10 protein-coding genes are annotated in these 9,333 nt (G+C 41.3%); 3 read left to right on the top strand and 7 right to left on the bottom strand.

What is annotated here, in order from left to right; genetic code table 11:
• Positions 1–154: 154 nt before the first annotated feature.
• Positions 155–955: a MurR/RpiR family transcriptional regulator gene (locus AC4J95_RS06750; RefSeq protein ID WP_494549183.1), complete on the top strand. Its 801-nt coding sequence runs from the start codon at positions 155–157 to the stop codon at positions 953–955.
• Positions 956–975: 20 nt separating this feature from the next.
• Here the strand turns inward: AC4J95_RS06750 and AC4J95_RS06745 are convergent, their stop codons facing one another.
• From AC4J95_RS06745 to yjbM, 5 genes are all read right to left on the bottom strand, one after another.
• A complete protein-coding gene (locus AC4J95_RS06745; RefSeq protein WP_494549182.1) occupies positions 976–1,416 on the bottom strand; it encodes an NUDIX hydrolase in 441 nt (146 codons plus the stop codon).
• Positions 1,417–1,464: 48 nt separating this feature from the next.
• Positions 1,465–2,832 (bottom strand): magnesium transporter, encoded by a 1,368-nt coding sequence (gene mgtE, locus AC4J95_RS06740; RefSeq protein WP_494549181.1) that lies wholly within the window; start codon positions 2,830–2,832, stop codon positions 1,465–1,467.
• 263 nt (positions 2,833–3,095) lie between these two features.
• Positions 3,096–3,989: an RluA family pseudouridine synthase gene (locus tag AC4J95_RS06735; protein ID WP_494549180.1), complete on the bottom strand. Its 894-nt coding sequence runs from the start codon at positions 3,987–3,989 to the stop codon at positions 3,096–3,098.
• Between the two features lie 4 nt (positions 3,990–3,993).
• Positions 3,994–4,797 (bottom strand): NAD kinase, encoded by an 804-nt coding sequence (locus AC4J95_RS06730; protein ID WP_494549179.1) that lies wholly within the window; start codon positions 4,795–4,797, stop codon positions 3,994–3,996.
• On the bottom strand, positions 4,769–5,434 hold the full coding sequence (gene yjbM, locus AC4J95_RS06725; RefSeq protein ID WP_494549178.1) for a GTP diphosphokinase: 666 nt from the start codon (positions 5,432–5,434) through the stop codon (positions 4,769–4,771). Before yjbM ends, AC4J95_RS06730 begins: the two co-directional genes overlap by 29 nt.
• A gap of 205 nt (positions 5,435–5,639) precedes the next feature.
• On the opposite strand from yjbM, the gene AC4J95_RS06720 reads away from it, so the two are divergent.
• The gene (locus AC4J95_RS06720; RefSeq protein ID WP_494549177.1) at positions 5,640–6,248 is read left to right on the top strand and encodes a CYTH domain-containing protein; all 609 of its coding nucleotides are present in this window, start codon (positions 5,640–5,642) and stop codon (positions 6,246–6,248) included.
• Positions 6,245–6,892: a DsbA family protein gene (locus AC4J95_RS06715; protein WP_494549176.1), complete on the top strand. Its 648-nt coding sequence runs from the start codon at positions 6,245–6,247 to the stop codon at positions 6,890–6,892. The genes AC4J95_RS06720 and AC4J95_RS06715 overlap by 4 nt, the downstream gene beginning before the upstream one ends.
• Before the next feature lie 28 nt (positions 6,893–6,920).
• Here AC4J95_RS06715 and AC4J95_RS06710 read toward each other — a convergent pair whose 3' ends face one another.
• Together AC4J95_RS06710 and AC4J95_RS06705 are read right to left on the bottom strand one after the other, a co-directional pair.
• Positions 6,921–8,099, bottom strand: a complete 1,179-nt coding sequence (locus AC4J95_RS06710; RefSeq protein ID WP_494549175.1) for a class C sortase — start codon at positions 8,097–8,099, stop codon at positions 6,921–6,923.
• A gap of 1 nt (position 8,100) precedes the next feature.
• Positions 8,101–9,282 carry a class C sortase gene (locus AC4J95_RS06705; RefSeq protein WP_494549174.1) on the bottom strand — a complete coding sequence of 394 codons (1,182 nt, stop codon included), beginning with the start codon at positions 9,280–9,282 and terminating at the stop codon, positions 8,101–8,103.
• Positions 9,283–9,333: the final 51 nt, after the last annotated feature.

Here is a 9,333-nt window from a genome sequence, read left to right as displayed (position 1 = left end):
TGAACGAATAGTGTATAATTATCATTACTCATTTAGTGTAGCATAAAGCAGTGCGACGCCAATTTCGCTTTTGTGTTGCCATTTTCTTTTTTGCTTTTCATTTTCGCAAACCCGAAAATGAACTACCACAATATTTTTCTAAAGGAGCATTCATATGTCCACTATCTTTGACTTTTTCAATTATTTAAATAGACACGATCCTGATAAAACCTATGCAAAAATCATTACCTATCTGCTTACTCACCAAAAGGAAATCCAGAAGCTGACAATCTCGCAAATTGCCGAACGCTGCTTTGTCTCACCTGCTACCTTGACGCGTTTTTGCCAAGCATTCAATATTCCCTCTTTTTCTAGTTTGCGAGAACTGCTAAACACCAACGAGCAAATGAAAAGCTACAATTCGTTGCGAATGAAGGAGTCCGACTTCCGACAATTACAAGATCGCCCCGACGCCTTTTTAGCAGACTACGCCACGGAAATCACACTCGCTTTGCAGGATATTCTCAAAACGATTGATTATCCCGCGGTCGATAAACTGCTCGAAAAAATCCAGCAGGCGGACAAGGTGATTTTTATTGGCTATACTACTACGTTAGAGCTTGCACGAAATATGCAGACTGCTTTCATCGCATCAAATAAACTGACCAATGTTCCCGAAACAGAAGAGCTGCAAAAGCAGGCGATCAAGCAAGCAGACGAGAACAGCGTGATTCTTGTTCTTTCCTCCTATGGATCGATTTTGAATAGTCATGTCGAGCTGATCACAAAAATCAGTAACTGTCCTGCTTATTCAATCCTGATCACTCAACATACCCAGAATCTGATCACGAATCTCTTTGATCAGGTTTTCAATGTGACAAGCACTAATTATGTGCAGATCGGCAACTACCCATTAGAGTTTTTCTGTGACTATCTCGTTCGTCGATATGCCAGCCTAAACGAAAAAAGAAAATGACTCGTATGACAGCATACGGATCATTTTCTTTTTTCTTTGATAAAATTAGTGAACTTGAACACCCATTTATTCGTTTTAAAGCGTAGACGTACAGGGTATCTTCCCGTCTTATAATCTCTGATCTGACGATGCCGTTCAGGATAAACATTCAATGGCAGATTGTGGAGATCAAAGAAATTGAAGGCCACATAATCCTGCGACTCCATTCTACTTTGCGAGACCATTTCTTGAACCTTATAAACATAGGTGATCTCATCGCGAAACTCTTTCGTATAAATCCCGATTAAATCTTCGATTCTATTGTCGAAGGAAAGCTGCTCCTTAATCAAACGTCGGATTCCCTCGCGTTCATTTTCATTCGGCAGAAGGTCGCCCCCAGGCAAATCCCAAACAGGCATCCCCGGCCGTCGGACTAATAGAATCAATCCGTTACGGATAATAATGGCATAAGCTTTTTTCAAAATTTTCTCACTACTTTCAGCATATGTCTTTTCCTACTCAATTGTTTATTACCCGATGAAGCGATCCATAAAGAGACTAGCGATATTGAAATAAATCAATACACTGGTCAGATCACTCAAGGTAGTAATGAAGGGCCCGCTGGCAACTGCCGGATCAAAACCGATTCTTTCCATCACCATCGGTATCAAACTTCCCGCTAAATTCGCCACAGTGATCGCCGCCATCATCGCAGTTCCGATCACAAAACCTAAAACAAAATTATGTTTCCAAATACCCACGATAATGAAGATGGTTACGCCCGTCACCAGACCTGTTACTAGCCCCGTTAAGATTTCACCAATGATCAGCTTGCCGAAGCTCTTATCGTTATCGTCAGAAATCGCTAACCGTCGAACAGCAACGGCCAATGATTGCGTGCCGGCATTTCCCGCAGTACCTGTAATCAAAGAAATAAATACCGCTAAGATACTTGCTTTACTGACGAGTGCTTCGTAATGATTGATCAACGTCGCTGTCGTCATACCAAGAAACAGCAAAGTGATCAGCCAAGGCAAACGACGTGAAGCTGCTTTGACAGGATTTTCATCGACTTCTTCAACATTGACCCCGGCTAAACCAGAGTAGTCGCTAGCTGCTTCATCATCGATTACGTCAATGATATCATCGACCGTCACGATTCCCAACAAATGGTCATCATAATCTGTTACTGGTAATGCCAAGAAGTCATAATCACGGAACGTTTGGGCGACATCTTCTTGGTCATCCCCTACATGAACAGAAATCACCCGTTCACTCATCACATCAGAGACCATCGCATCATCATCATTAATGATTAAATCACGCAGCGAGATTACGCCAACCAATTGATTGTCATCGTTTACTACATAAGTATAATAGATTGTCTCGGCAATTTGGGCCTCTTTTTTCAAAACATACATGGCTGAACGCATCGTTTGATTCGCAACGAGCGAAACATACTCGGTCGTCATCAACGATCCAGCCGTATCATCTTCATAATGAAGCAGTTCGCGAATCTCATTGGCGTGTTCAGAATCCATCAGACTCAAGTACTTCGCCACCGGCTTCTTATCCAACTCATTTAGTAAATCCACCGCGTTATCCGTATACATCTCGGATAACATATCAGCAGCATATTGCGGACGCATCTCATTTAGATATTCATCCATATGCTCATCGTCTTCTTCAATAACGTCAAACATATCTGCCAATTCTTTTGGTGATAGATAAGAATAAACGAGCTGCCGCTCTTCTTGATTCAAAGATTGATAAAATTGCCCCTGATCATAGAAATGCAAGTCCAAAAAATGATCACGAAACGCCTGTATATCATTCTGATCCAGTTCCTCCCGTAATTGTTGGAAATGTACTTCTAGCTCCTCTTGGTTTTCATCCATCAATCTCACCTACTTCACGTTAATGTATTAATTTTTTCAAGGAAAAAATTAATCTTATTTTCGACCCGGATACCATTCTGCTAAACAGCACGAAATAATTACTAATTAAATATCTAGATATCTGCTCGCTTGTTTTTTTACTGCGAAAAGTAGAACTGGCAACCTACTTCTTGATAATGTACTATTTTTCCCAAAGAAAAAAATAGTTTGATTCTCGGCACGAATACTATTCTAATTCATGCAAATTCTCATAGACTCACTCTTTAAATCATTTCAGCTATCTTCGCCATATCATTGGCTAGCGGCAGTTCGAAGGATAGACGCTCATTACTGAAAGGATGAGGGAATGATAAGGAATAGCAATGCAATGCCTGCCGCTCAATTCCTAGATCCATTGCGCCTTCATAAAGTTCGTCACCCAATAATGGACAACCGATTGCTGAAAAATGTACCCGAATTTGATGGGTTCGTCCGGTATGTAATTGGACATCGACTAACGCACAAATCTGATTTCGCTTTTTCAGCCAGTATTCTGTCTCGGCTTTCTGTCCGGTTTCGATGACTTGCCGCTTCAACAAGGAAGACAGGTCGCGCCCGATTGGTAAAGAAATATTCCCGTGGTCCTGCAAAGTCTCTACTTCTCCGGAAATCAAAGCTTGATATTTTTTGACAAACAGCTTTTGCTGCAGGCTTTGATCCAATTTTGCATGGGCGAAGCCGTGCTTTGCAAAGAGCATCAGGCCGGAAGTATCGCGATCCAAGCGGGTAACGACATGCACCACCTGGTCCGCGTAGCCTTGTGCCACATAATAGGCCTTAACTCGATTCGCCATCGTTCCCCGCGGATGATACTGCGCCGGAATCGAGGCGATTCCCGCTGGTTTATTTACAACTAAAAGGTGCTCGTCCTCGAAAACAATCTCGATTGGAGCATCATCTGCTAACAATGTTTCATGGGGTTCCTCGTCTGGAATCACAACAGTTACAATATCATGGGTATTTAAAGAAAACAAGACGTTTTGCTCTGTCTCGTTCACTAAAATTTTTCCGCCTTGAAATTTAATTTTCGCCAGCAGTTTCTTTGAGATTCCTTGACGCTTTAGAAAAGTCCGTACAAGCGAGCTGGTCGGCTCTTGATAAGTCCATTTAAATTCCACAAAATTAATCCTCTCGAATAAAGGCATCTTTTACCCGATGCCAGAAGTGCATATGCCGATACGAAGCGAAATGAATCCGTTCATCAGCGATTTTGTATTTGATCGATGTAATATCTTTACTATTAATATCTAACTGATCAATGGTAATCAGATGCTGCTCATTGCTTTTCAACCGAACCTCGATCCACTCATGAGAGCCAATAATACTTGGTGAGCCTAGTGTTCTGAAAACACGGTTATTCAGTGAAGCAATCTCTGATAATTGCATCGCATTGATGCTGGGATGCACCACCGCGCCGCCAACACTCTTATTATACGCAGTCGATCCGGTCGGAGTAGAGATCGCTAACCCATCACCCCGAAACCGCTCAAATAATTCTTCTTTAATGTAGACATCCGCAACCATCGTACGACTGCCCTTTCGGATCGTGGATTCGTTCAGCGCTAAAAAGTGTTTCTGCTCCCCATCTGTTGTGGTCAAAAGAATATCCAACAGCGGATAGCTGACGCTTTTTCCTTGTTCAGCACTTAAACTATTGACCAGTTCAGGCAGTTCGTAATCTCGCCAATCCGTATAAAAACCAAGGTGCCCCGTATGTACGCCTAGAAAACGTACTTCATCTAGTCGATGATTGTAGCGATGGAACGCTGACAATAATGTCCCGTCACCACCGATAGTGATCACTAATTCCGGGTCGCGCTCCACGATTTCCAAATCATCCTTTTCTGCTAATAATCCTCTGAGACGCTGCAATACTCGAATTGATTTTTCTTCTTGATTATGGATGATTCCGATCCGTAGCCCCATGCTTTTTCACTTCCTTTTTCTGTTCCTTGCGATTAAATACATGCTGCGCTTCTTGAATTTCACCGCGTATACTAGACATTTCTTCATCTAATTGGTAAGCTGCTTCGGCCGCACGAAATAGTCTTTCTTGAATATCTTCGGGAATTTGTCCTTTATATTTGTAATTCATCGAATGCTCGATCGTCGCCCAAAAGTTCATTGAAAGTGTTCTGATTTGAATCTCTGCCAGTAGTTTTTTCTCACCTTCCAGCATCTGCACCGGATATTCGATTACCAAATGATAGGAACGATATCCGCTAGCCTTACGATTCGTGATATAATCCCGTTCTTGAATGATCTTCATGTCATTTCGTCTGCGCAAAATTTCTACGACTAAAGGAATATCCTCTACAAACTGACACATGATACGCATGCCAGCCATGTCAGACATTTCTTCTTCTAAATGATCCAACGAAATTCCCCGCAACTCTGACTTATTGAGAATACTTTCAACCGGCTTGACGCGTCCTGTTACGAATTCGATCGGCACATGATCTCCGCTCGTGCGGTATTGTTTGCGTAATCCGCGTAATTTAATTTTTAATTCAGCTACTGCCAATTCATAAGGCGCAAGAAATGTATCCCAGTCTCTCTCCATTCCATATCCCTCGCTTCTTTTTCCATTCCTTACTTATCTTATCATAAACTTTCAATAGAAAGAATTGCCACATTTTTGTCCCTTATCAAATATTACAAAATACTAACATTTTCATGGAATTCGTTCTAATTGTTTGACTATATAGGTTATTATATGTGAGGATATCTTATGTTAGGAATTTTCTAGGATCAGAGGTAAAATAGGATTGAGCAAAGAAATTGAAATCGAATTCAAGAGTATGTTGACACAAAGTGAGTACGGAACACTGTTACATTACTACAATGTTTCAGATGAACAATTTGTAACACAAACCAATCTTTACTTTGATACGGCTGATTTCCAATTGAAGCAACATGGCATGGGGCTAAGGATTCGCCGTTTCGCTGATAAAGCAGAGGCGACATTGAAGATCCCTCAGACCATCGGATTGTTAGAAGTCACCGATCCCTTAACTTTAAATGAAGTAGATGAAGCTTTATCTAAAGATCGATTTGCCCAGCAAGCCGCTGAGATTTTGGAACGGCTTAAAACGTTAACCGTCTCATTATCCGACTTGCACTTGATTGGGAAACTAGTCACAAAGCGGGCAGAATTTATGATATCTGAAGGAAAACTGGCTTTGGATGAAAGCTGGTATAGCGAACATCACGATTTCGAATTGGAATTGGAAGTGCCCAACTCTCATTTTGATGAGACAGCGTTCATACAGCTACTGGCTAAGTTTGATCTACCTTACCGTAAAACACAAAATAAAATTGTTCGTGCTGTAGCCGCCCAGCAAGAGCTGAATAAAGAAATGGAGGGACTTTTGTGATTGAGATTTATTTGTTTGTGAATCCGATCGGAAAAAAATGTTTATCGATCGAACGGCGAATTATCGATTTGATTCAAGAATATGACATGAAAATTCAATTACGTTTGATACCCATCATGAATTTGAAAACAGTCTCGGAATTTATGCAGCGCATCGGTGCTTCCGAGAAGGACACGCAATTGCGAACCGAGTTATCTCAGGAGATTCATTCCGCAGCACTTGATGTCAAAGCAGCTCAGCTTCAAGGAAAAAAACGTGGACGGGACTTTTTAGTCGAGCTGCAAAAAACAGTCGGTGAGCAGAAGCAGCCTTATTCTAAAAAATTAGCGATCCAGCTGTTTACTAAAGTTGGCGGTGACTTGGAAATGTTTTTGGAAGACCGGCATTCGGCTTTTGTACAGGAAGCATTCTTGAGCGACCAGCAGATCGCACATGATATGGAGATTACTTCGCACCCTTCCGCTGTAATCTATAATTACGGCAAAGATTGCGACGCAGGTATTCGTATTGAAGGCTGCGACACGATCCATCATATCTTGAATACATATAATACGAAGGAATCATTGATAGCCTTTTTAGAATCACAAAGTAAAAATACATCTATCAGACAATCTGATATGGACAATCATTTATCATTAATCTAAAAAAGTTCATTGCCGAGTGGCAATGAACTTATTTTTTTATCTGAACTACATTATCTTTAGTAAAGATATAACTCCTCTGCTCTTTCTTCAAATACAGACTAATTTTGTCTTGCCGCAGCTTCTTGATTCCGACATTGAATCCTACATCCTCACTATCCTTGATGCAATAGACGCCACCTGGAATTTTTTCGAACCGCGCACGCCCTGCTTCATCCGTGGTTGCCATCAGCGGAATACCATGTCTTTGAACGGGTCGTTTGCCGTTTTTCGTGTACATAGCAAACTCATGCCCCGCCAACACATTTCCTTCAGCATCTGTACGCAGTAGGTTCAAATTGAACAGCCGTTTTCTCAACAGATACACATGGATCGCACGATAGATTCCAAAAAGGAGTAATAGGATAGCCAATCCGATACCGACCAAGATCAATATCTGCTTCAGCTTCCGTGCATCATCCGCTTTTTCAATAGCTTTCGCCATCTTCTCTGTATAAGGTACTCGGTGACCAGTCACTAATAGTCGATGACTGTTAATCATATACGGCGTACAGGTCAACAGCGTCACGATGTCGCGCCCGGGTTCGATATTGATTACTGAAGTGTCTTTTGGTTCTACAATATCAATCTTATCTACTTCATAAGCCAGCTTCTCTTCAAACAGCGTAATGACAAAGATCTCGCCCTTTTTCACATCCTCCAGATCCGTAAAAAGCTTTTTCTCAGGCAGCCCGCTGTGAGCCGAAATAACAGAATGGGTATCCATCCCGCCTGTCGGAAAAGAGGTCCCTTGTAAAACAGTCGCCCCTTCCTGCAGCAACTTTTCATTGGTGGTATCAAAGAGAGGCAAGGTGATCTCGATGGTTGGAATACTGATCGCACCAATCAAATGCTTGCGGATATAGTCATCGCTCACAATTTTCCGTTCATTATCATTTGTAAACTTCGGTGCTTTAGGTACGAGACCATTTTTTTTCAGCTCTTCATTTCGCTTTTTCATCCGTTCTTTGGCTTCACGTACCTGCTCTTTGTTCTGTTCCTTGTTTTGCTGCTGAACTTCTTCCATCCGCTTCTGGTCGATGAAATCGTTCAACGCATTGATATAGAAAGGATACATCATGACGAGTACCCCAACCAAGAAGACTAAGATCATGAAAATTTTGCTGAGCATCTGTCTTTTGGCGCTTTTAGGCTTAGGTGATCTCTTCACACTAGCTCACCTTCTTACTTTCAATAATATAATGTTTGATTTTTTGTTTAATATTCTTGTATCCACGGCGATTCAGGATCTTAAATTTCTTATTCTTCAGCCGCCAGACTTTTCCTTTGACGCTCAAGCCGTTTTCCGTTTCTACACGATAGACACCGCCTGGAATGTCTCTGAATTCGATCCTTCCGAATGCATCGCTGACTGTATGAACAAGTTTGCCATCAAATCGAACAACATCCTTCTTCTGAGTAAGCAGTGCCCGAACACCCGGTAATGGTTCCCCATTCTCGTATAAATAAAAGACAAATGTATAGTTGCGTTTCTTCGATTGATAAAGGATGATCTTGCGCCAGACAAAGTAAGCGAAAATGATAGAGAAGAAGGCGCAGCCGGCAATTAAATAATAAACACGTCGGCGATGGTATTTTTCGGTCTCTTTGATTTTCTTCGCCGCCTCGACTGGATAAGCGACTCGATGTCCGGTAACTAATAAACGATGACTATTGACCCCATAAGGAGTACAAGTTAACAATGTAACTTGATCACGATCCAATTCGATTTTAAGCGCATCAAATTTATCAGGCTTAACGATCTTGATTCGATCAACCTGATAAGCTAATTTTTTCCCTTCTATATGTAAGAAAAATTTGTCCTTCTTTTTCATTTGGTCCAAATCGGTAAAAAGCTTCTTTTCCGGTAAGCCGGTATGTCCCGTGATTACCGAATGGGTCCCTTTTCCACCCACTGGAAATGAAGTTCCCTGTAAAACAGTCGCACCCTTATCCAGCAAAAAATCATTTGTCTCGTCATAGACTGGCAAACTAACCTTTATTTTAGGGATGAAGACCGCACCGATCATGTGCTTTTCAAAGTATTCTTTTTTGGGACTCTTCGTTCCCTGAAGAGAGGTTTCAAATGGATCATCGAAGCTTCCGGCACCTGGAATGATCGTCTTCAATTTTTTATTTTCTTTTTCAAGCTTCGCCAGTTGTTTTTTCTTTTCCGCCTCTGACCGAGCTTCCATCTTATCTTGAACTTCTTCAAGGCGCTGCTGATCAATATAATTGTTGATCGAATCAACGACGAATGGATACATAAAAATTAGAAAACCTACAATAAACATAACAGCAATTGATAATTTTAACAGCAAGTCAATTTTGTCTCTTTTGTTCGGTTTGCTCATTATGAATCCACCCCCTCTACTTATGCTAATTCTCGCATAATAATAATCAAA

The organism is Enterococcus sp. GPZ-007, from assembly GCF_059374735.1.
This window is presented reverse-complemented; position numbering and strand designations above follow the sequence as displayed.